22 protein-coding genes, 1 pseudogene and 1 riboswitch are annotated in these 24,811 nt (G+C 68.3%); of the genes and pseudogenes, 9 read left to right on the plus strand and 14 right to left on the minus strand.

Translation table 11 applies throughout. The features are described 5' to 3' along the window. Nucleotides 1–377: 377 nt before the first annotated feature. The 7 genes from Q0817_RS17925 to Q0817_RS17955 all read right to left on the minus strand — a co-directional run bounded on the left by Q0817_RS17925 (nt 378) and on the right by Q0817_RS17955 (nt 8,731). The gene (locus tag Q0817_RS17925) at nt 378–1,343 is read right to left on the minus strand and encodes a M56 family metallopeptidase (RefSeq protein WP_298591357.1); all 966 of its coding nucleotides are present in this window, start codon (nt 1,341–1,343) and stop codon (nt 378–380) included. After that, nucleotides 1,340–1,756: a BlaI/MecI/CopY family transcriptional regulator gene (locus Q0817_RS17930; protein WP_298591359.1), complete on the minus strand. Its 417-nt coding sequence runs from the start codon at nt 1,754–1,756 to the stop codon at nt 1,340–1,342. Before Q0817_RS17930 ends, Q0817_RS17925 begins: the two co-directional genes overlap by 4 nt. Before the next feature lie 229 nt (nt 1,757–1,985). Beyond that, a complete protein-coding gene (gene ccsB, locus Q0817_RS17935; protein WP_298591361.1) occupies nt 1,986–3,059 on the minus strand; it encodes a c-type cytochrome biogenesis protein CcsB in 1,074 nt (357 codons plus the stop codon). A 13-nt stretch (nt 3,060–3,072) separates the two neighbouring features. Continuing rightward, nucleotides 3,073–4,812, minus strand: a complete 1,740-nt coding sequence (locus Q0817_RS17940; protein ID WP_298591363.1) for a cytochrome c biogenesis protein ResB — start codon at nt 4,810–4,812, stop codon at nt 3,073–3,075. Then, nucleotides 4,809–6,746, minus strand: a complete 1,938-nt coding sequence (locus tag Q0817_RS17945) for a cytochrome c oxidase assembly protein (protein WP_298591366.1) — start codon at nt 6,744–6,746, stop codon at nt 4,809–4,811. The genes Q0817_RS17940 and Q0817_RS17945 overlap by 4 nt, the downstream gene beginning before the upstream one ends. A 333-nt stretch (nt 6,747–7,079) precedes the next feature. Then, nucleotides 7,080–7,970, minus strand: a complete 891-nt coding sequence (lgt, locus tag Q0817_RS17950; protein WP_298591368.1) for a prolipoprotein diacylglyceryl transferase — start codon at nt 7,968–7,970, stop codon at nt 7,080–7,082. A gap of 98 nt (nt 7,971–8,068) precedes the next feature. Continuing rightward, nucleotides 8,069–8,731 (minus strand): C40 family peptidase, encoded by a 663-nt coding sequence (locus Q0817_RS17955; protein ID WP_298591370.1) that lies wholly within the window; start codon nt 8,729–8,731, stop codon nt 8,069–8,071. A gap of 3 nt (nt 8,732–8,734) precedes the next feature. Continuing rightward, a riboswitch (cyclic di-AMP (ydaO/yuaA leader) is annotated at nt 8,735–8,927 on the minus strand. Nucleotides 8,928–9,754: 827 nt separating this feature from the next. Between Q0817_RS17955 and Q0817_RS17960 the strand changes: the two genes are divergently transcribed. Next, nucleotides 9,755–10,402, plus strand: coding sequence for a DUF3105 domain-containing protein (locus Q0817_RS17960; RefSeq protein ID WP_298591372.1), 648 nt, complete (start codon nt 9,755–9,757; stop codon nt 10,400–10,402). 119 nt (nt 10,403–10,521) lie between these two features. Further along, complete coding sequence (locus tag Q0817_RS17965; protein WP_298591395.1) at nt 10,522–11,049, plus strand: DUF305 domain-containing protein; 528 nt, start codon at nt 10,522–10,524, stop codon at nt 11,047–11,049. 127 nt (nt 11,050–11,176) lie between these two features. Here the strand turns inward: Q0817_RS17965 and Q0817_RS17970 are convergent, their stop codons facing one another. The 5 genes from Q0817_RS17970 to Q0817_RS17990 form a co-directional block, all read right to left on the minus strand. Further along, entirely contained in the window at nt 11,177–12,139 is a 963-nt protein-coding gene (locus Q0817_RS17970) for an NAD(P)/FAD-dependent oxidoreductase (RefSeq protein ID WP_298591374.1), read from the minus strand. Between the two features lie 167 nt (nt 12,140–12,306). Beyond that, a complete protein-coding gene (locus tag Q0817_RS17975; protein ID WP_298591375.1) occupies nt 12,307–12,717 on the minus strand; it encodes a four-helix bundle copper-binding protein in 411 nt (136 codons plus the stop codon). A 376-nt stretch (nt 12,718–13,093) separates the two neighbouring features. Further along, nucleotides 13,094–14,326 (minus strand): heparan-alpha-glucosaminide N-acetyltransferase domain-containing protein, encoded by a 1,233-nt coding sequence (locus tag Q0817_RS17980; protein ID WP_298591376.1) that lies wholly within the window; start codon nt 14,324–14,326, stop codon nt 13,094–13,096. A gap of 94 nt (nt 14,327–14,420) precedes the next feature. Continuing rightward, nucleotides 14,421–15,284 (minus strand): F510_1955 family glycosylhydrolase, encoded by an 864-nt coding sequence (locus Q0817_RS17985; RefSeq protein ID WP_366139892.1) that lies wholly within the window; start codon nt 15,282–15,284, stop codon nt 14,421–14,423. Continuing rightward, nucleotides 15,281–16,822 (minus strand): multicopper oxidase family protein, encoded by a 1,542-nt coding sequence (locus Q0817_RS17990; protein ID WP_298591380.1) that lies wholly within the window; start codon nt 16,820–16,822, stop codon nt 15,281–15,283. Before Q0817_RS17990 ends, Q0817_RS17985 begins: the two co-directional genes overlap by 4 nt. 161 nt (nt 16,823–16,983) lie before the next feature. Between Q0817_RS17990 and Q0817_RS17995 the strand changes: the two genes are divergently transcribed. From Q0817_RS17995 to Q0817_RS18025, 7 genes are all read left to right on the plus strand, one after another. Next, nucleotides 16,984–17,691: a response regulator transcription factor gene (locus tag Q0817_RS17995; RefSeq protein ID WP_298591382.1), complete on the plus strand. Its 708-nt coding sequence runs from the start codon at nt 16,984–16,986 to the stop codon at nt 17,689–17,691. After that, complete coding sequence (locus tag Q0817_RS18000; RefSeq protein ID WP_298591384.1) at nt 17,688–18,884, plus strand: cell wall metabolism sensor histidine kinase WalK; 1,197 nt, start codon at nt 17,688–17,690, stop codon at nt 18,882–18,884. Before Q0817_RS17995 ends, Q0817_RS18000 begins: the two co-directional genes overlap by 4 nt. 59 nt (nt 18,885–18,943) lie before the next feature. Beyond that, complete coding sequence (locus tag Q0817_RS18005) at nt 18,944–19,276, plus strand: heavy-metal-associated domain-containing protein (RefSeq protein ID WP_298591386.1); 333 nt, start codon at nt 18,944–18,946, stop codon at nt 19,274–19,276. 76 nt (nt 19,277–19,352) lie between these two features. After that, a complete protein-coding gene (locus tag Q0817_RS18010) occupies nt 19,353–20,057 on the plus strand; it encodes a DUF305 domain-containing protein (protein WP_298591388.1) in 705 nt (234 codons plus the stop codon). A 133-nt stretch (nt 20,058–20,190) separates the two neighbouring features. Beyond that, a complete protein-coding gene (locus Q0817_RS18015) occupies nt 20,191–20,616 on the plus strand; it encodes a multicopper oxidase domain-containing protein (RefSeq protein ID WP_366139893.1) in 426 nt (141 codons plus the stop codon). Next, entirely contained in the window at nt 20,616–21,986 is a 1,371-nt protein-coding gene (locus Q0817_RS18020; protein ID WP_298591390.1) for an APC family permease, read from the plus strand. Before Q0817_RS18015 ends, Q0817_RS18020 begins: the two co-directional genes overlap by 1 nt. A gap of 145 nt (nt 21,987–22,131) precedes the next feature. Beyond that, the gene (locus tag Q0817_RS18025; protein WP_298591392.1) at nt 22,132–23,013 is read left to right on the plus strand and encodes a potassium channel family protein; all 882 of its coding nucleotides are present in this window, start codon (nt 22,132–22,134) and stop codon (nt 23,011–23,013) included. 59 nt (nt 23,014–23,072) lie between these two features. Here the strand turns inward: Q0817_RS18025 and Q0817_RS18030 are convergent, their stop codons facing one another. Continuing rightward, complete coding sequence (locus Q0817_RS18030; RefSeq protein WP_298591393.1) at nt 23,073–24,494, minus strand: NADH-quinone oxidoreductase subunit N; 1,422 nt, start codon at nt 24,492–24,494, stop codon at nt 23,073–23,075. 15 nt (nt 24,495–24,509) lie between these two features. Then, nucleotides 24,510–24,811: pseudogene (locus Q0817_RS18035) on the minus strand (NADH-quinone oxidoreductase subunit M); the annotation flags it as partial.

The following is a 24,811-nucleotide window of genomic DNA, read 5'->3' on the forward strand; positions in this document are numbered from 1 at the left end:
GTTTAATCGCACCCGGGGCCCCCGTATAAACAACCCTTTGTTTACCCGCGGCTGACCCCTGCACTGGCCCCGTCAGGGTCTCCGGCCGTGCCTTGGGCTGCCCCCCCCCCCCCCCCCCCCCCCCGGGCCCGATGAGACGACGACGGCATCGATCGGCCCGCCGAGAATGGTCGGGCGGACCCCCTCGGCCTAGGACTGAGCAGGCGGTGCCAGGACTGTAGTCGTTGTGCTCGGCAGCCGGCTCGGGCGCTCGGGTGGGCCCAGGGTGCGCGTTGCGCCGCTGTCACCTGAAGGCGGACACCGGGTGCATGATCAGGCCCGGGCACTCTTCCTGCATCGCGGGGCCGGCAACGGTGGTGGTGCAAGCCGGCGATGGGTCAGGAGATTTCCGGAAGTTCCAGGGGGCACATCTGCGCCTGAGCCGTGGCCATGGCCGGTGTCGCCGCGACCCCGAGGGGCAAGGCCAGCACGGTCGTGGCCGCGGCCACGGTCAGCGCCACCCGCACGCGGCGCAGCGGAGCGGCCGGTGCGGCCAGTCTGCGTACGCGCACCACCGTGGCCGTGCCGCTGGCGGCCAACGCCGAGGCCGGAGCGCTTCCGGCCTCGGCCAGCCGTACGAGGGCAGTGGCCACGGCGAGCCGGTTGTTCTCTCCGGCAGCCGCTTTGTCATCGGCGATGAGTTCCACCAGCCGGCCCATCTCCGCGCGTGCGACGACGAAGAGGGAGACCTTGGGGAAGGCCCGAACCAGCGCGTCGGCAGCCCCGAGGACCACGTGGTGCTGCCCCCGCAGGTGCGCCTGCTCGTGGCGCAGCACGGCGTCGCGCTGCTCCGCATCTAGCGCGCCCAAGGCGGCGGTGGTGAAGACGATCTCGCTACGGCGCCCCGGCAGGCAGTAGGCGGCCGGCACGTCATGGTCGACCACCAGCATGCCCGTGGCCGGGTCGCGGCGGGAGATCAACGACAACGACCCCAGCTGCTTGAGCCGGTCGCGGCGCGCAGAGACCAGCTCGGCGACCAGGCAGTAGAGCACCCGCCCCAGCACCAGGATCGCCAACGTCGCCCCGGCCGTGCTGAGGGCGGCACCACCGGGGGTCGAGTACTGCTGACGCAGCACGATTGCACAGGCTTGCAGGAAGTCGGCCACCCCGGTCGTCGTGGGCATCACCGGCATCGCCAGGGACACACCGGCCAGGATCACGCTCAACACGGCAGAAACGCTCACCGCCTGCCAGGCGAAGATCGCCAGTCTCGGCGACCGGTCGGCCCACGTCCCCAGGCGCAGCAACGGGCCTGCCACCGCGGCCAAGACCGCGAAGCTGACGAGCAGCAGCGGCGCCGTCACGGGGCCGTCTCAGCCTCGGGACCGGCAGCCCGGTTGAGCACCTCCCGCAGTTCGGCCAGGTCCTCGGCCGGGATCTGATCCAGGAAGTGCAGCAGCGTGGCCTTGCGGTCGCTACCACCGGCGAGGACCTCTCCCATGTGCGCGGCGGTGTACTGCTCACGCGTCTGGGTCGGGCGGTAGCGGAACGCGCGCCCATCCGGCTCCCTGGTCAACAGCCCCTTGCGGCGGAGGGTGTCCATGACGGTCTTCACGGTCATGTACGCGATCTCGCGCTCACGCTGCAGATCCACCAGGATGTCCCGGACCGAGGCCGGCTCCGACCGCGACCACATGCGTTCCATGATGGTCGACTCCAACTGCCCCAAACGATGCACCGTGATCCCTTTCCCCGTGTCGCGCCGTTCCTCCGACACTAATCCTAGGCTCCATAGTAGAGCACGGCGGCGAACTGATATCTGGCACCGGTAACGCCAGGCAAATCACCGGACCAAGATCCGTGCTGGGGGATGCCATCGGCAGGAAAAGAGTTCACGCCCGCCGGTGCTCGCAGCCCCAAGGCCCTCAGATTCAGCGCCCCAGCAAGAGCGAGTCCCATCGGCGGACCCGGACGGCGGGGTAGACGACGGGGTGGACGAGTCCGGTTCACAACCCGGAGTAGGAGTGCAGGCCGGTAAAGACGGTGTTGACCACGGCGAAGTTGAAGATGACGCACAGGTACCCGACGATCGATAGCCACGCCGAACGGGTGCCGGTCCACCCGCGGGTGGCCCTAGCGTGCATGTAGGCGGCGTAGACCACCCAGATCACGAACGTCCACACTTCTTTGACGTCCCAGCCCCAGTATCGGCCCCAGGACTGCTCGGCCCAGATCGCACCGGCGGCCAGAGTGAAGGTCCAGAACGCGAAGCCGACAGCGTTGAGCCGGAAGGAGAGATTCTCCAGCGCCTGGGCGGAGGGCACCATCCGCAGAAATCCCATGCCCGGGGTCTCGCCGCCCAGGATCGCCTTCTCCCGGCGGGCCTGCAGCAGTTGCAGGATGGCCATGGCGAAGGTGATGGTGAAGATCCCGGAGGCGGCCACGGCGATGGACACGTGGATCACCAGCCACCAGGACTGCAGCGCCGGCACCAGCGGGCCCACCGGGGTGGGGAACCCGATGGTGGCCGCGGTCAGCATGATCACCACGAGCCCGGACACGAGCGGGCCCACGAAGCGCAGGTCGCGCACCACCAAGGAGACGAGGTAGACCCCGGTCACCACGAGGGCCCCGGTGGTGGAGAACTCGTACATGTTGCCCCAGGGCACCCGCCCGGCAGCAACCGTCCGGGTCACCACGGCCACGGCGTGCAGGGTGAAGGCCAAGACCATGACGGTCACGGCCGCCCGGGCCGCCGGGCGGCGAATCCCGGTGTAGCGCATGGAGGAGTCAGCGACGTGGGCGGCCAGCACCGCCTGGGCGGAAGCCTGGTACCCGCGGCCGCGTTCACCGGTGCCCAGCCCGGCCCGGGTGTCGGCGGCCTCCACCGTGTTCACGGTGGCAGTGGTCGCCGCGCCGACCAGCTGCCCTTCCTGTCCGCTGTGTTGCTCGGCTCGACGCAGGGTCTTGGAGTGGGAGGCCATGTCCCAGGCGAAGGCCACGAAGGCCACCAGGTAGGTCATGGCGGCCAGGAGCATGAACAGTGCGCTCCAGGCGCCCAGGCTCTCGTTGACGGTCATCGGTGGTGTCCTCTCAGTCGTGGGCCGGACCGCTGCGGGCCCTGCTCGTCTTGTGGTGTGTAACAGCCCCGGCGGGCGGACGCGCGCTGCCCCACTGCTCGGTGAACAGCTCGCCCAGCCGCTGTGCCTCGGCCGTGAGCCGCGGGTCCTCTCCGCGGGCCAGCAGACCGTACTCCAGGATTGTGGCTGGCCCCGCGTCCTTGTCGACGCCTTCCGATGCCCTCACCCACACGCGGCGGCGGGAGATGAACATCGACATCAGCAGCCCCGTGAAGGCCAGCACGAAGGACACGAAGGCACCCGTCCTGCCGGGGTCGTAGACGATGTCCAGGCCCACGTAGCGCTTCACGTCGAGGAATTCGATGCTGCCCTTGCCCTGGGGCAGCTCGTAGGCAGGGTCCGCGGCGTCCAAGGTGATTGGTCCGTCGGGGGCGAGCATGCCGTTGAGCTCGGTGAGCCCTTCGACGTCGAGGACGTAGACGTTCTGGGGTACCCCCGAATCCAGCCCGAGGTCCCCGTAGTAGGAGGACAGGATCAGCTTCGGGTTGGCCAGGCCCGGATCCGCCGACCGCGGGAGCCCGTCCTGGCCCGTCACCGCGGTGGGCAGTAGCAGGCCGGTGAAGCCCAGCTGGTCCGGGGCGGCGTCCGGTGCCTTGAGCACCACCGAGGAGGTATAGACCCCATCGGAAGGAATGCCCACCACCGGCCCCTCGAAGGCGACGTCCCCGTTGCCGTCTCTGACCCGGATGACCGGGGCGTAGCCGTTGCCGATCAAGAACGACTTCACCCCGTCGACGTTGACCGGGGCGTTGACCTTCAGGGTCTCCTGCCGCGGCTGTCCTCCGGGCTCCTGGACGGTGACCTCGGCGGTGAAGTCCACCGGGGTCCCGTACTGGCTGGGATCGACAGTGTCGCGGTAGAACTCGACCTCGAAGTTCTCCAGGGTGAGAGAGAACGGCTCCAGCCGGTCGGCGTCGTAGTTCGTGCCCGGGATGAACGCGTCGTAGTTGATCAACGAGTTGGCGAAAGACTCGCCCTCCACCAGAATCTTCTGCCCCTTGTAGCCGAACAGGGACCCCACCGCCACGGAGACCAGCACCCCCAGCAGCGCCAGGTGGAAGACGACGTTGCCGACCTCCTTCCACATCCCGCGCTCGGCGGCCACCGACGGCGCCGGTCCTCCTGTGTCGCGCACGACCACCCGGTAGCCGCGCTTGCGCAGCAGTCGGGCAGCCTCAGCCACGACCTCGTCCGGGGCCGGGGCATCCGCGGGCCCACCGAGGACCAGGCGGTGGTGCTCGGGCAGCCGCCCCAGCCGCTTAGGGGTCCGCGGGGGCTGCGCCCGCCAGGCCCGCCAGTGCTTGGCGGCCCGGGGCAGCACGCACCCGATCAGGGAGACGAACAGCAGGATGTAGATGGCGGAGAACCACGCCGAAGAGAACACGTCGAAGAACTGCAGCCGGTCCAGCCACGGCCCCAGGGTCGGGTTGGCATCGATGTAGTCGGCCACCGCACCCGTGTCCTGGATCCGCTGCGGGAAGATCGAGCCCGGCACCGCCGCGACCGCCAGCAGCAGCAGGAGGAACAGGGCGGTGTTCATCTTCGTCAGCTGCGTCCAGGCCCACCGGGCCATGCCCAGGGGCCCCAGCGCGGGCAGCCGGGTATCGTCTGCACGCTCCCCCGGGGCAGGAAAGGAGGGCCCCTCAACACCGCTGTCAGTGCCGTTCCGCCCGCTGCGGGTGGGAGTGCTCATATTGGCCTTTCAACTTTCGGCAGGGGGCCGATGCTCGATTTCACTGAGGACACACTGGTCACTGGCCCCGCCGAGAAACCTGATCGTTCGTGAGTCCAGGCCATATTCCGGTGATAGATGAACAACCGGGTGGCCAGGCTCGCCACCTGAACGATGCCGAGAACGAGGATGTACCAGCCTCCGATCTGCTGGTCCGCCAACGGATCAATGCCCCACGGCCGTTCCATTGCCGCATACCAATCCGCCGACAACAGGTGCGTGCCCGAAACCATCACGCCACCCAACAGAACGTAGAACCCAGCCACCAATAGCAGCGCGGCCCAGCAACGCCGCTGCTTCTGCGTCGAACCGTCGGGGTAGCGGAGCATCGACGTGGCGAAGAGACAGCCGAGGGCCAAGAAGTAGATCACCGTCCACTGGTGACCCAGAAGTTCCCGGGCGGACCATTCGACCAACGGTGAGAAGTAGAACGCCAGCACTGAGATCACCAGCACAGCGGTGGCCGCGGAAGGACGAACCAACAACTGGCCGAGGCGAGAGCCCCCTGCGATCTGGACCCATTCCCGCAGGCCCCGGCTGCCGTCGTGGCGGGCGTGCACCGAGCGCAGGATCAGTGTCGCCGGGCGCGCTAGCGCCAGCAGCAGGCCAATGATCGCCATCAGTGCCATCTGGAGCAGTATCTGAGCGCTGAGCAGGAAGTTCTGGTACTCGTTGACGCCGCCGTTGGTGACGTAGAACAGCGCCACCATTCCCGTCAGCCAGGACACCGTCCTGGCCACGGGCCAGGTTCCGCCCTGGCGATGGATCCGCCGCACGCCGAGCCCGTAGCAGAGCACGCCCGCCACGACCGCAGCCGACCACAGTGGGTCGAACGCCGTCTCGGTGAAGAACGTGGAGGCCTCGGGGGCCGGCGGCAGTGGTTCGTCGGCCATTTTCTCCGCCAGGAGACGGTAGTTCACCACCGGATCGTCCGGGACGGGCTCATCCCGGCGCAGCAGCGTCACCGCGGACGCCGAGGCAGCACCCATCAGGACCAGGTCAAGTCCCACCAGAGCCCAGAACCACCGGACGCTGCCCGGAGCGCTACGGCCCATGCGAGTCAGAATCCACCGGCGCTGGAGGTATCCCGCCAAGCCCACGGCAGTGGCAGCGATGATCTTGATCAGCACGAGCACTCCGAAGGGGGTGAGCAGGTTCTCCGCGACCCCGACGGTGGCCTGGGCCCTGAGGTAGCCCGAGAACACCAAGAGAAAGAAAGCGAACAGCGCCAGGGTCGAGTAACGTCCGGCCACCACGCGCAACCGCTCGACATCCAGGACCGGGCGCAAAACGACCAAGGCAATGAGCCCGCCCAGCCAGGCGGCGGCCGCGATGATGTGCAACGCGAAGGCGAGGATCCCGGCTTCGTGACCCTCTCCGTAGTTCGGGTGACCCATCAGCGCCAGGGGTACCCACCCCGCCAGTGCCAGCAGCGCCGCTACGGTCGTCACCGTAAGACTCCGGGTCCCGAGGCACAACAACGGGATGAGAGAGATGATCACCATGGTTGCCAGCCACAGCTGGCCCAGGCCCACGTGGGTGAAGAAGTAGCCCAGCTGGCGGGCGAAGGACTCGGTGAACGCCACCGGTTCGCCCCAGTTGTCCAGATAATCCAGGAGTCCCGCCACGACCGCGGCGAGCATCCACACCACTGCCGATGCGCCCGCGAGATTCAGCGCCCGGGCGTGCTCGCGGCTGCCCGGCGTCAGCGCCAGGCAGGCGAGGAGCAGGGCGCCGGTGACGGCCGCACCCGAGACGTTGAACACGAACTTCGCCGCAGGCAGCGCCCAGAACACGAAGTCGTTCGTTCCCTCGGGCATCGAGGAGTCACCGTGCGCGGGGATCAGCGCAGTGACCACGGAGGCGGCAAGACCCGCCCAAAGGAACGGTTGCATGAAGTGTTCGACTCTCCCCACGGTCTATCTACTATAGAAAACAGTAGTTGGATGGGTTTCACCGCACCAACTCGGGCGAGGAAGGAGCAAAGGAAGACCGATCGTGGTGGAGGCCACCCATGGCTTATCCACGATCGACGCCCTCTTCGCCCCCTATGGCCCCGGGCGGCTGATCGAGGAGGCCGCCTCACCAGGGGGCCGCGGGCGGCCACGGGTCAATCCCAGATTCTGGTGGAAGAGTGGGAAGGGCAACCAACCACATCATCATCTCCATCCCAGTGCGGCGGGACCGCAGGGATGTCGCCACCGTGGCAGTGGTCTGCTCCGGTGGCCTTAGGTCGAGGGCGGTGCCGTCGTCTCCAGGCCGGTCCGGCGGCGACGCATGGTGACAGACGTGAAGATGACAATGCCCAGCAGCACGAGACCCAGGGCAGTCCACACGTGCACCCGCAGACCCAGGAGCATCAGGGCCGGGTCGATGCGCAGGAACAGCTCGATGAGCATCCGCCCTACCCCGTAGTGGATGAGGTAGAGGGCGAAGACTCTCCCGCCGTCCAGGCGGAACTTCCGGTCCAGCACCAGTAGCAGCACCACCCCGGCCAGGTTCCAGAGGGACTCGTAGAGGAAGGTGGGGTGGAAGAGGGTGTCGGCGGGTAACCCGGCGGGGAAGTTGGCGTTGGCGGGGTTAATCTCCAGGCCCCACGGCAGGGTCGTGGGGCGGCCGAAGAGCTCCTGGTTGAACCAGTTGCCCCACCGCCCGATCGCTTGGGCCAGTAGTAGCCCTGGAGCGGCGGCGTCGGCGAAGACCCACAGGGGGATGCCGTTGCGGCGGCACACCCACCACGCGGCCAGTGCCCCGAAGGCCACCGCCCCCATGATGCCCAGCCCGCCTTCCCAGATCTTCAGGGCGTCCACGGGATTGGCGCCGGGGCCGAAGTAGCCGGCCGGGTTCGTGATGAGCACATGGTAGACCCGGGCGCCGATGATCCCGATCGGGACCGCCCACATGACCACGTCCCACACGATCTCCGGATCCAGCCCGCGCGCTTTCCAGCGGCGCAGCGTCAGCCACATCGCCGCGGCGATCCCGGTCAGGATGGCCAGGGCGTAGGCGTGGACGGTGAGCGGGCCGATCGAGAACCCAGACCAGTCCGGGGAGGGGATGCCCTGTCGGACGGGGACGGACATCAGGGCATGGATCGGGGAAGTGGCGCTCAGCAGCATGCGGGTTTCGCCTCGGCTCGTCGTGGGGTGGCAGATGGTGGAGGTCGTACGCCTCCGGGCCGCCCGCGGCCGGTGCCGGCCGCGGCTGTGGGGTCGGGTCAGCGGTAGGTGTAGTAGCCGTCCAGGGGCATGGCGTTGACGGAGTGGACGAAGGTGCCCTGGATGGGGTTCATCGCGGAGATCATCTTGCCGCCGCCGATGTAGATGCCGATGTGGGCCCCGCCGTTCTGGGAGACGAGGTCACCGGGCTGCGGATTGGTCGTGGGGGTGGCCGCGGCGATCTGCTGGAAGCTGGTGCGGGGCAATTCGATGCCGTTCTGGGCGTAGGCCCACTTGGTGAACCCGGAGCAGTCCCAGGCGCCGAAGGCGGTCCCGCCCCAGACGTAGCCGGTGCCCTCCCCCTGCATTGCGGTGCCCACGATCCCGGAGGCGCCGGTGATCTCGGTGATGTCCGAGGACTGGGTGGACACCGTCGCGGTCGAAGCAGCCTGCTCGGGAGCGTCGGCGGCCTGGTAGGAGGCGGTGGAGATGGTCTGCGGGGCGACCGCAGCCGGGGAGGCCGCCGAGGTGTAGGTCGCCAGTGCGGAGGCGGGGGCCGAGTAGGCGGTGGCCGTGGCCGCGGGGACCTCGGCGTAGGCCTGAGCCGGAGCGATGGAGCCGATGAGTGCGGCACCGGCGGCGGCGGCGATCGTGGTGTTGCGCACCGCACTCGAGGGAGTCTCGGCGCGGTGGCGGGCAGCGTTGTGCTTGAAAAGCGACATGGGTGTTCCTCCCTTTGCCTACGAGGTGAGCTGTCGGATGCGGGTGGGAGACACCCGGCCGCCCCGGACGTATACGTCCGGGTCGACTTAACCCCAAGGCCCCGGATCACCGGGACCGAAAATGGTTCCCCCGCTTCTGCCAAGCGATATCTCTTCAGGAACCCCGGGCACCGGCAGAATTCGGCGATGTGCACGAGGGCGCCGACCAGATCGATCATCGGCACAGACCGGATACTATCGGAGATAGTAGGAAAGTGTTACACCCCGATAAAGACCGACATGGCGACCGTGCCGCAGGGCCGGCCACCCATTGGCGCAGGCCGCCGTAGCGCCACAACGATTGTGAGGCCAGGCGGAGAAGCGAGAGGAATCTGGTCGCATGCATCGTCACTTACTTCGCGCATCCCCAGAGAGCTGCACCGACCGCACCGACGCACGCCTGTCCGCACACACCGTGCCGCATCGGTACCAGGGCCGCCGCCGGCAACATATTTGCCCGGCACGCCAATCCCGACGCCAGTCCTACTCGACCGGCGCTCAAGACCTGCCAGAACGCATTCAACCCCTGCAACGAGGGGAGCGACAACCGCATGGAGAAGCATGCGCGTTGCCGGCCCCGCACAGAGGAACGAGGGATATGCGAACCCAGACGACCGTATACTACCTTCCGTAGTAAAAGTGGTTGGCTGTTGAACCTCAGATCCTCGGAGAAGAAGGGTGGTGCCGGCATGGGCGGGACACGCCTCGGGTCCTCCCCCGCCGATCCGGCTGAGACCTATGCGTGACTGGTCGCGGACAGGGATCTCAGCGAGGTCGATCCGCGGGGGTTACCCTCGCGGATTCGTCGGATTAGGATCCTGGCCCCGGATGCAGCGATCAGCTTTGCTTCGAGCTGCGCTCAAGATCTCGAGGCCGTCTGCGTGGGCCGGTTGAGCTGGGCCATCGACTACAACGGCAGCACCGGGTCCGGTGCGTCTTCTCGTCATAGACGAGGACTGAATGAATCCTTGAGGAGATCACACCATGGGTAGTGCCAAGAATTCCGGGCCGGCGAGGCAGGACCGTGCCGCCCTGCTCGAGGCGCACTGGGCCGCCGAAAACAAAGCGGCTCGCAAGCGGAAAATCCTTGCGGGAACAGGTGCGGTTGCCGCCGTCGCACTGGTCGGTTCCTTAGTGACCATCGCAGTGATCAACGACCCGCCTCCGCCGGCGCGCCAGGACATTGAGATCGCGGGGCTGGAAACCTTCGAAAACCTCAATGCCGAGCATGTGAGCACCCCCGTTGACTATGAGCAAGAGCCTCCGGTAGGCGGTGATCACGCCAGCACCTGGCTCAACTGCGGGGTCTACACCGAAGAAGTGCCCCAGGAGAACGCTGTGCACGCCCTGGAACACGGCGCTGTCTGGGCCGCCTACGATCCCTCGGCCTTGACTGAGGACGAAGTCACCGCCCTGCAAGAAATCTTGCCGGACACCCACGCTGTGGTCTCCCCCTCCGAGGGTCTGGACTCGCCTATTGCCCTCTCCGCCTGGGGCGCCCAGGTAACCGTGGAGACGCCCGATGACGAACGCATCGCAGATTTTGTCGCCAAGTACTGGCAGTCCCCCCAGGCGCCCGAACCCGGAGCCGCCTGCACCGGTGGGCTCGACGGTCCCGGCCGCGTCGCGTGAGTACGCAGGATGTGACCAGCCGGCCAGCAGGACGCGGAGCTCAACAGGCCCTGCTGGCTATCACCGCCGCCATACTCTTGGTGGCCGGCGGCTGGGCCGTAGGGCGACTGAGCGCCCCGATGTCTTCTGGCCCATCTGAAAGAAGCTCGGAGGCTGGTTTTGCCCGGGACATGCAGGCCCACCACCTGCAAGCCGTTGAGATGAGCATGATGATCCGGGACCGCACTCAGGATCCGGAAATCCGTCAACTGGCCTATGACGTCGCCCGCACCCAGCAACACCAAGCCGGGCAAATGTACGGATGGCTCTCGGTCTGGGGCCTGCCCCAGGCCTCTCCCCAACCGGCCATGGCGTGGATGGAGGGAAGCGCCGGCCACAGCACCTCTCACGCAACCACGCAGGACGCACCCGCGATGCCGGGCATGGCCACGTCTGCCGAAATCGAAGCCCTCGAGGAGGCTGAGGGCCTTGAGGCCGAACGGCTCTACCTTGAACTGATGATCCCTCATCACAAGGCTGGCGTCACCATGGCCGAGGCCGCCTTGGCGGAGACGGATTATCCAGCCGTCCGGTCGCTGGCACAGTCCATCGTCGCCAGCCAGCAGTCAGAAATCCGTTACCTGGAACAGTTGCTGTCGACCCGCTGAAGCCCGGCCTCACAACGCAGCGCCTGATTCCTCGGCTCATGTGGCTGCTCAACCGACATCTTTGACACGGACACTCCCGGCGTTGGATCCGCCGCCAGAGCTCTTCCTCGAACCCGTCTGGTCATGATCATCTGGTGGTGAACCGGCGTGTTGGCGGGGCCGGCGTCGCGCCGTTGGTGGGATGCCCGCGCAGCGAGGTGGCGCAGGCGACGCCCGCGGCCGCACCCTTGCCGATGGCGATCGGCACCAATTGCAGCCCGGCGGTGATGTCCCCCGCGGCGTAGACTCCGTCCACGCTGGTGAGCTGGAACCCGTCGACGAGGATCCCTCCCTCGTGGTCGAGCTCGCACCCCAGGTCCCGGGCCAAGTGGTTGGCGGGGTGATGGGCGTAGGAGAAGAACACCTTGTCACCCTCTACCAGCTCTCCGGTCGTCAGCTGCACCCCCACCAGTGCTCCGGGTGCCCCGACCAGCGCCTCGGCCACCCCGTCCACGACCTCGGCCCCGTGGTCGGCCAGCACCGCCCGCTGGTCCTCGTCGAAGGCCGGGGCGGTGGTGTCGGTGACGATCCGCACGGTGTCGGCCCAGTCGAGCAGTTCCGCGGCGTAGGCCGGCACCTGCTCACCCGAGCCCAGCACGATCACCACCCGGTCCCGGGCGGTGTATCCGTCACAGGCCGGGCAGTGATGCACGTCGGTGCCGTAGTGATCGTGGAGTCCGGCGAGCTCCGGGAGCCGGTCCCGGACTCCGGTGGCCAGCACGACCCGTTCCGCGTAGACCTGCGCGCCGTCGACGGTGGCGAGGAACGTCCCAGCCTCGTCCCGGTGCAGGGCCGTGACCGCCCCGTGATGGAGGACCACCTCGGAGTACTGCTCCACCCCAGCGCGGGCCTCGGCCAGGAACTCCTGCGGGGTGGTCGGGTCCCGGCCCAGCAGGCCGTGGGCGCGGTCGGCGGGCAAGTTCCGCTGCTGCCCGGAGTCGACGACCAGCGTGGATCGCTGGTACCGACCCAGCCAGGTCGCCGCCGACAGGCCGGCCGGGCCACCACCGACCACGAGCACGTCGACAGCGGCGGGAAGGTCGGTGCTCATCGGTACTCCTCGAGCTATGGTGGGCCATTCGTCGTTTCCGGAGACCTGGGGTGAGACGCGCCGACACCCGGCGGCCCGCCCCGCCCCAGGGCGCAACCCACGGGGGCGGTCCTCAGTGCGAGTGCCGGTGCGGCAGGTGCCGCACCGGTTGCTCCGGAGATCTCTGCTCAGCCGAGGGCGTCGACGAGCTCGGAGCAAGCCTGCGCGCAACGCCGGCACGCCTCGGCACAGATCCGGCAGTGCTCGTGCATGTCCGCGTGCTTCTCGCACTCGTCGGCACAGGCCTTGCAGGCGATCCAGCAGGCCTTGATCGTGTCGAGCGTGATGTTGGCGTCGTAGCCGGTGTGCCGCGACAGGGCCCGGCCGGTGCTCTCGCAGATGTCTGCGCAGTCCAGGTTGGTGCGGATGCACTTGGTCAGCTCCGCAACCATGTCCTCGGACAGGCACGCGTCCGCACACGCCGTACAGGTCTGGGCGCACTCGAAACAGGCAGCGATGCACGCGGCCAGCTTCTGCCGGTCCACCCCACCCAGATCCTTTGGGTAGGTCGCGAGCATCGAAGTCACGTTGTCGATCATGGCTTGCTCCTTCGTCGGTTAGATCCGGGAGACGAACCGGCTGGAACCAGTCCGCCATGTGATCGACAGTAGACTGCCGACCTGGTGATTTGAAACACTCGTCTTTGAAGATTTGGTGAAGATGCACCCCGGCCGTTTCCTCGGTGCATGCAGGGAGCACCTACCGCAACAGTTAAGGCTTGAAACGTGTGGCGGACGGTATGGGTTAGGTAACGTCAATCGCGACGGTGCAGGCCCCGAAGGCGGCCGGCCGTCGCAAAATCGTCTCGGGCGAACTTAGGAGTATCTCCTGCCATCGGCGATCGATCCAGGTGAATGCACCAGGTGAAGGCTTCGGGTGGAGCCCGCTGCTCCGGGGAAGCTGTCTCGTGACTGTTCAGTGGGGATCGGGGCGAGTTCGGTTCCCTACCACGGCGCGGCCGGATCCCTTGGCGGCCATGCTGACAAGACGTTCCAAGGGCCCTTGCCCGAAGGCGCGCTGCCAACCCACCGCGAACAGGGCGGCCAGAAGAAGATAGGCCAGGAACCAGATCTCGGGTTGGTCGTAGTGCAGCTCGAAGGACAACAGCACCAGCTGGGCCGAGTAGAGGGTCAGGGTCATCGCTCCCATCGCCGACAGAGGCAGCAGCCACGGTCCAATCGTGCGGGCCAGGAGAAGGAAGGTCCCCAGCACGGCCAGCCCGATCCCCAGGCTCCAGGCAATGGCCAGCGGCATGTTCGCGTGCGGGGTGGTGACGGCCAGCCACCAACCGGTGCTGGTCGGCAGCCCCTCGTCGGTTCCCCACACGAGGATCTCGTCCACCACTTCCTCGCTCTGTTCCGGGACGCTGGGCAACAACTGGTGGTAGCCCTCGGCAACGTAGAGCAAAACGTAGGAGCTCAGGTAGGCGAATGCGGCGAGCCCGGCCCCTATCAATACCAGCGAGGTTTGGACCTGCACATTGCGTAGGTTCAGACGCCCCAGGGCCAGGCCGGTCAGCAGATACGTCATGTACGGCAGGGCCGGGTACGTGCCAGTCAGCAACAACTGGGCCGCTGTCGCCCCGGGATCGGTGACCACGTCGTTGAAAGTGGGGTTGTAGGCGGTGAACTCCGGCAACCGGCCCCGCAGGATCTGCATCAGCACCGGTGCCACGACTCCGAAGAGCATCGCGCACATGACCAGGGTCACGGGGCGCAAGTGGAGGAAGGGAATGGTCAGCAGGAAGAACACCCCGTAGTAGACCAAGATGTTGACGGCCGGGGGGTCTTCAGGCATCAGGTACCCGATGGACATGCCCACTGCGGCGATCAGCAGGGCCCGGACCGCCACCCCGACCCGGGCGGCCGTCATCAACTGCCCCTGCCGACGGGTGCGCCCACCTGTGCCGAAAGCCAGCCCCACCCCGGCCAGCAAGGCGAACAACGCCGCCGAGTCCCCGGCGAAGAGGATCCAGGACCAGGTCGGCTCGTGTGTCTCCTCATCGGAGGCGGGCAGGAAATGGATGGCGGTCAACCCGATCAGCGCCAGCCCCCGGGCAGCGTCGATCGCGACCAGCCGTCCCCGCGTGGGGGAATCCTCTGGAGGAGTGGCCCGGTCGGGGGCTTCGGTTCTATGGCGGTCGCTCATCGCTCTCCTCGTCACTGTCCTTGTCGTCTCCAAGATCACTACGTCCGTGGCGGAATCCGCTGTTGCTCCGCGGCAAGGGCGTGGATGTTGCCGGTCACAGCAGTTGCTCGACGGTGTTTCCTCCGTCGGTGATGCGCAGGACGGTGGAGCCAGCCACCAGAAGGGTCTCCACCGCCCCGTCGCCGGTCATGCTCGCCCCCAGGGCGGTGACCTCCCCGAAGGTTTCCCCGGTGGCCGTCCAGGTCTGCCCGGAGTCGTCGCTGATCAGCAAGCGGCCGTCGGGCCCAGCACCTACCACCGTGTGATCATCGGCCCAGGCCACCAGGGACATCAATTGCGGGGTGTCCACGCTCGTCCAGGTGGCCCCGTCGTCGGTGGATCGCAACAGGCCGTCCTCAGTGGTGGCCAGCGTCGCCCCGCCACTCGGGGCGATGGCCAGGGCCATCGGGGCGGAGGGGATCGCGACGGTCTCCCAGTTGCGCCCATCGGTGCTGGTGCGCAACTGCCCGTCGAAGGCGAGAATCCGATCCGGGCCCGCGGTCAGGGCGTGGAAGTCCGACTCCCCGGCCCGCGACAGCACGCTCCAGGTCTGGCCCCCGTTGGTGGACTCGACCAGTCCCAGCGGCTCGGGCAACTCCACCCCGGGGCCGGGGTGGCCCGAGGCCAGGTAGCGTCCGTCGCCGGTGGAGGTGAAGCCCATCAAGTCCACGGTCGGGCCGACTTGGGTGAGTTCCTTGTTCTCCAGCAGGAACAGGCCTTGGTGGGTGGCCAGCAGGATCACCCCGGTGGCCGTGTCCCGGGTGATGGCGTGCACGTGGGTGATGGCCGTGCCACCGTCGCTGCCGGAAGAGGACGAGGACTCCGACTGTGGTAACTGTGGTGAGCAGGCGGTGACAGCCCACCCCGTCCCGGCAACCAGGCCGGCGGAGAACAAGGCGCGTCGGGTGACAACGGTCATGGGCGGTATCTCAGCTCGGTCGTCATGCCAGCCTCGGCGTGGTAGATGTTGTGGCAGTGGATCAGCCAGTTCCCGGGATTGTCAGCCTGCAGATCGATGGCCATCGACTGCATCGGGGCGATCAGGACGGTGTCCTTGCGCAGACCGTTGGGCAACGCGAAGGTGTGCCCGTGCAGATGCAGGGGATGGGCCATCATCGTGTGGTTGGCCACGGTCAGCCGCACCCGCTGTCCCTCTTGAATCTCCAGAGGGTCGTGCTGCCCGTAAGAGGCCCCGTTGAATCCCCACGCGTAAGGATTCATCTGTCCGGTCATGGCCAGCTCCAGGCGCACGTCGGGGTCCCGGGCTTCGAGCCGGGCGCTGTCCGCCGGTGTCAGGTCGGCGCCGATGAGCACGGATTTGTCCAGTTCCGCCGGTCGCACGGACGGCGACGGAGCGGCACCGGAACCGGTGCGCACCAGACCCAAGGCCTGCCCCTCCTTGCCCAGCGGCACGGCCACGAACGGGAAGACACCCTCGTCCAGGGTGACGGTCGCGTCGTAGCGTTCCCCCATGCCCAGATAGAGGGCATCGGTGTCCTGCGGCTGCACGGGGAACCCGTCGGTGTGCGTGACCGTCATCCGGTGCCCGCCCAGGGCGACCGTGAAGATGGTGTCCGCAGCAGCGTTGATGATCCGCAACCGCACCCGTTGGCCCGGCTTCGCGGTCAACACCTCCGGGGCAGCCGGCACCCGCCCGTTGACTAGGTAGTGCGGGTAGGCCACGTCCCCGGCGTCATCGCCGTATGGGGAGTCACCGGAGCTCATGCTGCCGTGATCCATTCCAGCCATACCCTCCGAGGAGCCAGAAGACATGTCCATGCCCTCCATGCGCTCCGTGCCCTCCGTGCCGGCCATGCCGGCCATGTTCCCGTGGTCCATGCCACCTTCCCCTGAGGAGGTCAGGGTGGTCAGGATGTCGTCGGGGGTCCGGCCCGTGCCGTCGACCCAGTCGTCGAGGACCAGGATCCACTCGTGGTCGTAGTCCCCGGGTTCTTGGGGGTCATCAATGATCAGTGGGGCGTACAGGCCGCGGTCCAGCTGGACCCCGACGTGCGGGTGGTAAAAATAGGTTCCTGGATCCGGGGCGGTGTAGTCGTAGGTGTAGGTGGCACCGGCTGCGATCGGGTCCTGGGTCACCCTGGGCACCCCGTCCGCTGCCTGGTCCAGGGCAATTCCGTGCCAGTGCACGGTGGTCTGCGCCGGCAACTGGTTGTCGACGGTGATCCGCAGGCGGTCCCCGGCGGTTGCGCGGATGAGCGGACCGGGGGCGCTGTCGCCGTAGGCCCATGTCGACACGGTCGGCCCACCCAGGTCCAGGCGCACCGGCCGGGCGGTGAGCGTTTTGGCGACAACGCGCTGGCCGGCGCCCGCAGAGGCAGCCCTGGACCCCGTGCCGGCCATGGAGGCGGTGGAAGGAGCGGAGCAGGCCGCTAGGGCACTGGAGCCGAGCAGGCCCAGCCCACCGACCACCAGGCTTCTGCGGGAGAGGGTGTTCATGAATTCCTTTCCGGGTCATTAGGCAAGATGGGGATCCAGAACCATCTTCGGCGGGTCAGGAGCAGGAAAGAGCCCGGTTTCCTTGAAGTTTTGACGAAGATTGTGGAGAATCCGGTACCCGGCGGCGATCTGCCCTATGCGACGGGGGGACACTAGGGGGCATGACTTCCGGCACCGACTCCGCGGCCCCGGCCGGGCGTGTGCTCGTGGTGGACGACGAGAAGCCCCTGGCCCAGATGGTCGCCACCTACCTGACTCGGGCCGGCTTCGACGTCGCCGCCGCCCATACCGGCCCCGATGCCCTTCAGACCGCCCGCACCCGGGAGCCCGACGTCGTCGTCCTGGACCTGGGGCTTCCCGGGCTGGACGGGATCGAGGTGTGCCGCCGACTGCGGGCCTTCTCGGAGTGCTACGTGCTGATGCTCACCGCCCGCGGGGACGAAGAGGACAAGCTGGCCGGGCTGGAGGTTGGGGCCGATGACTACATCACCAAGCCCTTCAGCGTCCGTGAGCTCGTCGCCCGGGTCCAAGCGGTGCTGCGCCGGCCCCGCACCACGATCGCACCACCGGAGCCGGAGCGAGTGGTCGGGGACCTCGTCATCGACCTCGCCACCCACGAGGCCCGGGTGGCCCAGGCCCCGGTGGCATTGACCCGCACCGAGTTCGATCTGCTCGTGGCCCTGTCCGCCCGCCCGCACCAACCGCTCTCGCGCCGTCAGCTCATCGACACCGTCTGGGACCCGGCCTGGGTGGGTGATGAGCGGATCGTGGATGTCCACATCGGGCACCTGCGCCGCAAGCTCGGCGAGGACGCCAGCCGTTACATCGATACCGTCCGTGGGGTCGGTTACCGGATGGTGGCTCGATGATCCGCCGGCGACACCCCCACGGGCTGGCCTCTCGATTCCTGATCGCCCAGCTGCTGGTGGTGGCCGCCAGTCTGGTCGCCGCCGTCGTGGTCGCTTCGCTTGCGGGCCCGCTCCTGTTTCACGAGCACCTGCTTCGTGCCGGGGTGGTGCGTGATTCCGCGCAACTACTCCACGCTGAGCAGGCCTACCGGGACACGAACCTGATCACCCTTGTGGTGGCTTTGGTTACCGCCCTGGCGTGTGCTGTGCTAGCCGCCTTCTGGTTGTCACGCCGTATCCAAGTCTCACTCGGGCGGCTGACGGAGGCAGCACAGAGCATGGCTCACGGTCACTACGACATCCGGGTCCCGGACATGGGGGCCGGCACTGAGGTAGAAGCCCTGGCTGCTTCGTTCAACACCATGGCTGGCCAGCTGGAGCGCACCGAGGACATCCGCCGACGGATGCTCTCGGATCTGGCCCATGAGATGCGCACCCCGATCTCCGTGCTCACCATCTATCTCGAGGCCCTCCAGGACGGGGTCACTTACTGGGACGAGACCACCAGCGAGCTCATGGCCGACCAGTTGGGCCGGCTGACCCGCCTGGTCGAAGACATCAACGACGTCTCCCGGGCCGAGGAGGGCCGCATCAATCTGGACCGCACCGAGCAGTCTGTAGGTGAACTCATCCGCGCTGCCGCCGAGGCCCACCGCGAAGCCTACGCCGCCAAGGGCGTTGACCTGGACATCGATGCCGACGGCCCTGCCCTGGACGAATCCGCGGTGGACGTGGACCGGCAGCGGATGGGCCAAGTGATGGGCAACCTGCTGTCCAACGCCCTGCGCCACACCCCGCCCGGCGGGCAGGTGAAAATTAGCACCGCTGCAGAGGACTCCGAGGGCATCGCCGTCCGCGTCACCGACACCGGTGACGGCATCAGGACCGAACATTTGCCGCATATTTTCGAACGGTTCTACCGCGGCGACACCGCCCGCGACCGCGACCACGGCGGCTCCGGGATCGGCTTGACCATCTCCAAAGCCCTGGTTGAGGCCCACGGCGGGACGCTGACCGCCACCTCGCCCGGTCCCGGCGCCGGAGCGGCCTTCACCGTGAAGCTACCCCGCCACCCACAGCACAGCCCACGGGCGGCCGGAACCACCACAGGGTCCCCACCCTTGCAATATACCCCACCTGGGTATATACCCTAGGGATGTAGTGACCCTCTGGGCCCCTCCCACCCCGCACGATCCGATCCAAGGAGCACCCCATGACGAACACCCCCCACACTCCATTGCCGATGGCCTCCACCGGTTGCGCCTGCTGCGCCTCCGCCCCGGTCGTCGACCAGTCAGCTCCCGCCGCTAAGGCGCCCGCCTCGGCCGGCACCTCCACGACGTACCAGGTGGAGGGCATGACCTGCGGCCACTGCGCGACCAGCGTCACCGAGGAGATCACCGCCCTGGACGGTGTGACCGACGTGCACATCGACCTGGTGGCCGGTGGCGTCTCGGCCGTCACCGTCACCGCCGCCGGCCCGCTGTCGACGACGGAGGTCCGAGCCGCCGTGGAGGAAGCCGGCTACGCCCTCGTCAGCGCCTGACCAGCCCTCGACTACTGGGCCCGCTCCCCACGCAGGTCCTGCCCGCCCCAGTTCCCTCACCCAGTAAGGACCCGACGTGAACCGTTCCACCACTTTTGCCGGCCTCGCCCTGATCTCCGTCCTCGCTCTGGCCGGATGCGCCGGAGAGACCGGGGAGTCCGCCGGCAACACCGCTTCCGAGGCCACCAGCTCCGCGCCCTCGAGCCCCGAGGCCGGCGCCGACCAGTCGGCCTCCCCGTCCGGCTCCGCCGCCGGGGCCGAGATCTCGGCCGAGCACAATGACGCGGATGTGATGTTCGCCCAGGAGATGCGCGTGCACCATGAGCAGGCTGTCGAGATGAGCCAGACGCTGCTGGCCAAGGAGGGCATCCCTGAGGAGGTCCGTCAGCTGGCCGAAGGCGTGATCGCTGCCCAAGGCCCCGAGATCGAGCAGATGGACCGGATGCTCCAGGCTTGGGATGAGCCGACCACGGCGGAGGCCGAGGAGATGGAGGGCATGGACCACGGCTCCATGGATTCCGATTCCGAACCGGGTATGAACGGGATGATGAGTGAGGAGGACCTGGGCCAGCTCGAGGACGCCCAGGGGACCGAAGCGGCCCGGCTGTACCTGGAGCAGATGACCGTCCACCACGAAGGCGCGATCGACATGGCCCGGGAGCAGATGGAAAACGGCGCCAATCCTGAGGCGCTCGAGCTGGCCGAGGACGTCGTGGCCGCCCAGGAGGCAGAAATCGCCGAGATGAACCGGATGCTCGAGGAGCTGCCGGCTGGGTCCTGAGAAAGGGTTACGACAACCCAGGACTACCTCGATCGTGCAGTTGATCGAAGGATTGTATCTACGCAAGAAGGATCCCAGTCGTGATGGACGACGGCGGCATGGGCGTGGGCGGGAGGGGCGGCGGGGTGACGGGGTGACGGACAGTATGGGCGGGGCCGGGGCGGTGCTGTCCTTCACCATCAACAGGGAGGAGTTCGACGCTGGGCGCACCGACCAGACGGTTGCAGCCGGGTCAGTGGAAGAGTGGACGCTGACCAACTCCAGCCCCATGGACCACCCCATGCACCTGCACGTGTGGCCCATGCAGGTCGTCCAGGACGGGGAGCGGGATCTTACCGAGCCGCTCTGGCTGGACGTGGCCAACATCCCCGCCTTCGGGTGGGTGGCCTTCAACGACCACGGCGGCCCCACTGTCTGTCACTGCCACCTCCTCGACCACGAGGACCTCGGCATGGTGGGCACCGTCGAAGCCCGCAGGACCTACCCACTCCAATTTTGTCCGACAACCCCGCCGCCGGGAAGCGATCGCGCCCCGGCAGGAAGGACGTGCAGCTCCTGATGGACCACAGCACACAGACCCAGAAGAAGCTGTCCCTGACCGGATCCGTCGCCCTGGGCACGGGGGTGATGATCGGCGCGGGCATCTTCGCCCTCGTGGGACAGGTCGCCGAGCTGGCCGGCGGATGGGTGCCCTGGGCGTTCTTCGCCGGAGCGGTGGTCGTGGCCTTCAGCTCCTACTCCTACATCCGCTACTCCGCCACCAACCCGTCCTCCGGCGGGATCGCGATGCTGCTCAAGGCCGCCTACGGCCCCGGGGTGGTCGCCGGCTCATTCTCCCTGTTCATGTACGTGTCGATGATCCTGGCCGAGTCCCTGCTGGGCCGCACCTTCGGCACCTACCTGCTCCGTCCCTTCGGGATGCAGGGCTCCGCGGTGTGGGTGCCGGTGCTGGCGGTGGTGGCCATCGCGGCCGCCGCCCTGGTCAACCTGGTGGGCAACCGGTGGGTGGAGCGCTCCGCCACGGTGACCGCGGCGATCAAGATCGTCGGGATCGCCGTGCTGGCGGTCGCGGGCATCCTCGCGGCCGGGGTGACCTCCCTGAGCCGGCTGTTCACCGCCGCCGACCGCACCCCACCGGAAGCGGGATGGCTGGGCTTCCTGGCCGGGACCACCCTGTGCATCCTGGCGTACAAGGGCTTCACCACGATCACCAACCAAGGTGCGGACCTGCAGCAGCCGCAGCGCAACATCGGCCGCTCCATCATGATCTCCATCGCCCTGTGCACCGTGCTCTACCTGCTGATCACCGTCGCGGTCACCGGCAGCCTGAGTGTGCCGCAGATCGTCGAGGCCCGGGACTACGCCCTGGCCGAGGCGGCCGAACCGATGTTCGGGTCCTGGGGCGTGACGCTGACCGTGGTGATCGCCGTCGTCGCGACGCTGTCGGGCCTGGTAGCGAGCCTGTTCTCGGTCTCGAAGCTCTACGACATGCTCCGCGACATGAGACAGGCGCCCGGTTTGCCCGGCCACCAGGGCCACCAGTCGCTGTACATCACCGCCGGACTGGCGATCCTGATGGCCGCCTTCTTCGACCTGGGCCAGATCGCCTCCCTCGGCGCCATCCTGTACCTGGCCATGGACATCGCCATCCACCTCGGCATCCTCCGCCACCTCAAGGACGACGTCGGGGCCAGGCCCTGGATCCCCTGGGTCGCGATCGTGCTCGATATCGCGGTGCTGCTGCCGTTCCTGATCCTGAAGGCCCAGTCCGATCCGTTCACCCTGGTGATCACGGCCGTGGTGGCACTGACCATCGTCGTGGTCCAGTGGGTGGTGGTCCGCCGCCGGCCCGACGAAGCCTCGGAGGAAGGTGCGTCGGGGGGAGGCGCGTCGGAGGGAGGCGCGTCGGAACGTCATTCCGCCCGCTGAGCCGGCCCCGTCTCCCAGAGGCCGGAAAATCCGCCTTCGAGCATGTCCCTCCTGAAGGCCGAAACGATGTCCGGCCCGCCGATCGTTGATACCCGCGTTGTAGGACCGGTGGGCGGGCTCAAAGAACCAGAACGAACAACGGAGGATGATAGTGGGCGTATTTCTGACAGTCCTGGGGATCGTGGTCATCGTGGCCGGGCTGATGGACATGTTCCACACCTTGTTGCATCCCAGTGGCCAGGGGCGTCTGAGCCGGCTGGTGCTCTCGGCGGTGTGGAAGGTCTCGAAGGCGGCAGGGCACCGGGCGGGCTCTGCCGTGGGGCCGGCGGCGATGGTCGCCGTCATCCTGCTGTGGGTGGCCTCGCAGGGGGTGGGCTGGGCCCTGGTCTGGTACCCGCACGTGCCGGGCGGGTTCATGTACTCCTCGGGGGTGGACCCGGCGAACTACCCCGACGCCGTCGAAGCCCTCTACGTCTCCTTCGTGACGCTGTCGACGCTGGGATACGGGGACGTGGTGGCCACCGACCCGTGGATCCGGGCGGCCTCGCCCTTCGAGGCGCTGACCGGGTTCGCGCTGCTGACGGCCGCCCTGACCTGGTTCACCCAGATCTACCCGCCCCTGTCACGGCGCCGGGCGCTGGCCCTGGAGCTGAAGGGCCTGGCCGATGCCGGCTACGCCGAGGCGATCGGTGAGCTGGACGCGGCCACCGCCTCCCGGGTCCTGGACACCCTCACTGCCGATGTGAAGAAGGTGTCCGTGGACTTCACCCAGCACACCGAGGGCTTCTACTTCCAGGAGAGCGACCCCGATCTGTCCTTGGCACGGCAGTTGCCGTATGCGCTGCGGTTGGTCGATGCGGCCATGGCCCGGCCCGAGGCGGCGGCGCGGCTGAGCGCCCAGCGGCTGTCCTCGGCCCTGGAGCAGCTCGGGTCCGAGATCAAGGAGGACTTCGTGGGCACCGGGGAGAACCCCGGTGAGGTCTTCGCCGCCTATGCCGGCGAGCACGGCCAGAGCCCGCGGACCTGAACTCCGCTCCCCCGCCCCGGCGTCCGGCACGGGGCGTCCACGGGGCGGGGTCGCCGGACCTATATGATCCCGGGGCCCTCGAGGGCGGCCCACAGGACACCGGCCAGGACGCCGATCCCCAGGCTCGCGGTCGCGGCGACCCCGGCGGTGGCGGCCGGCCAGGCGGCCGCCCCGCCGCGGCCGGGGAACCCCGGGGCGTGCTGGGCGGGTGGGGCGAAGACGGGGGCGAACCAGCGCAGGTAGTAGAAGAGGCTGAGCACGCTGCTGAGCATCACCACCAGGGCCAGCCAGCCGTGCCCGCCGTCCCAGGCGGCGGTGGCGGTGGTGAGCTTGCCGACGAACACGGCCAGCGGCGGGGTGCCCACCAGTCCGAGCAGCGCCACGAGCAGGGCCAGCCCCAGGCCGGGGCGGGAGCGGGCCAGGCCCCGGTAGGCGGCCAGTTCCCGGTGCTCGGGCAGCGCGGCGGTCACGGCGAAGGCGGCGACGTTGGTGACGGCGTAGGCGGCGAGGTAGAACAGCAGTGAGGGCAGGGCCAGGTCGCTGCGCCCGGCCGCGGCCACGGGCACGAGCAGGAACCCGACCTGGGCCACCGTGGACCAGCCCAGCAGCCGGCGGGGGTCGGTCTGCCAGTAGGCGGCGAGGTTGCCCAGGACCATCGAGGCGGTGGCCAGCAGTGCGGCGACGAGCAACCAGGAGTCGTCCCCGGTTGAGACCGTGGCCACGAGTCGGTACACGGCCACCAGCGCCCCCACCTTCGGGACGGTGGTGAGGAACGTGGCGGCGGTGGCCCCGGTGCCCTGGGCGGCGTCGGGCACCCAGAAGTGGAAGGGCACCCCGCCGGCCTTGAAGAGCAGCCCGGCGAGCACGCCCAGCACGCCCGCGCCCACGGCCGCGGCCGGGGCGACGGGCAGCTCCTCCTGGAGCAGGGCGTAGTCGGTGCCGCCGGCCAGGGCGTAGAGCACGGTGACCCCGGCCATGAGCAGGATCCCGGACAGGGCCCCCATGAGGTAGGTCTTCATGGCGGCCTCGGCCCCGGCGCGGCCGCCGGTGAGGCCGACGATCCCGTACAGGGGGATGCTGGCCAGCAGGAATCCCACGATCAGCACGAGCAGGTCGGTGGACCCGGCCAGGACCATCACCCCGGTGGTGGCGAGGAGCAGCAGGGCGTACGTGTCGGACTCCCGCGGGGACCCGGCGATCTCCCCGGAGGCCACGCCCAGGACCAGCAGGGTGGTCAGGGTGGCGATCACCCGTGCGGCGCCGGTCGCGGTGTCCACGGTGAAGGTGCCGCTGAAGGCGCTCTGCGCGGGCCCGGCCATGGCGAGGGCCGCGGCGGTCGCGGCGACCAGCAGGGCCAGGGCGGCGACTGCGCGGGCGATCCACTGGCGGTCCCGGGGCAGGAAGGATCCGCCCAGCAGCACCACCAGCCCACCGAGGAGGACGACGATCTCGGGCAGCAGCAGCTCGGGGCGCATCTGCATCGAGGCCTCCACCGGCTACCGTCCCACCAGGCTCACGAGGGCGGCCGAGGCCGGCTCGATCACCTCGAGCAGCACCCGGGGCAGCACGCCGATGAGCAGGGACAGGCCCAGCAGGGGACCGGCGGACCACAGCTCCGGCGCCCGGAGGTCCTCGAACCCGGGGGTGTGCCCGGCCGCGGGGCCGGTGAAGACCCGCTGCAGGGCCCGCAGGAACAGTGCGGCGGTGACCAGGATGCCCAGCAGGGCGACCGCGGTGACCGGGGCGAGCGCCACGCTGCCGGCGAAGATCTGGAACTCGGCGATGAACCCGGAGAACC

Source organism: uncultured Kocuria sp. (assembly GCF_947500125.1).
Taxonomy (GTDB): domain Bacteria; phylum Actinomycetota; class Actinomycetes; order Actinomycetales; family Micrococcaceae; genus Kocuria.